Origin of the sequence: Oceanobacillus sp. CF4.6, assembly GCF_051262635.1 — a bacterium.
Classification (GTDB): Bacteria; Bacillota; Bacilli; order Bacillales; family Amphibacillaceae; genus Oceanobacillus.
Map to the genome: position 1 here is coordinate 1 of NZ_JBIMEX010000035.1, position 614 is coordinate 614.

Sequence of the window (614 nt, forward strand, 5' to 3'; positions counted from 1 at the left end):
ATCACCCAGCTATTCTCAGAGACGCAAAAGTCAAATATAGCTATGCGGATGAACCGATTCGTCTAGTAGAATTTGAAGATGAAGAACATAGACTCTATCGACTAATGACAACAAGATGGGATTTATCTGCAGAGCAAATCATGGATCTCTATCGGTATCGATGGATGATTGAGACCTTCTTCAAATGGATCAAGCAACATTTAAAATTAGTCAAAATCTGGAGTACGAAACCGCAGGGAATGTGGAATCAAATGTTTCTTGCCCTAGCTGCATATGGCTTGGCTTTGATACTACAATTACAGACCAAATCGAAAAAGAAACTTTGGCCGTTTTTAAGGTTAATGAGAACGTACATGTACAAGTCATACGACGAATTTATTGAAGAATTACATCGTTCAAAAAGTAAAACAACACGAGGACGGCAGAAAATACCAATACCTAAGAAAAAGGAGACAAAGTTCGAAGGGAATATAGCCATCATCAAGCCACGGAAGAAGAAGTAATGCTTATTTTTTTTTGATGATTTAATATGGAAAAAAATGGGAACAAGGTCTATATAGGGCCGGGTTCCCGTTTTTTAATTTTAAAACTGAAATCAATTGGTAAAATTTAAC

General features: G+C 36.3%; 1 protein-coding gene. It reads left to right on the forward strand.

The genetic code is table 11. The annotated features are described in order from the left end of the window. Positions 1-503: transposase (locus ACHABU_RS20670; RefSeq protein WP_435766838.1), on the forward strand; the 503-nt coding region annotated here is incomplete at its 5' end. Positions 504-614 lie beyond the last annotated feature (111 nt).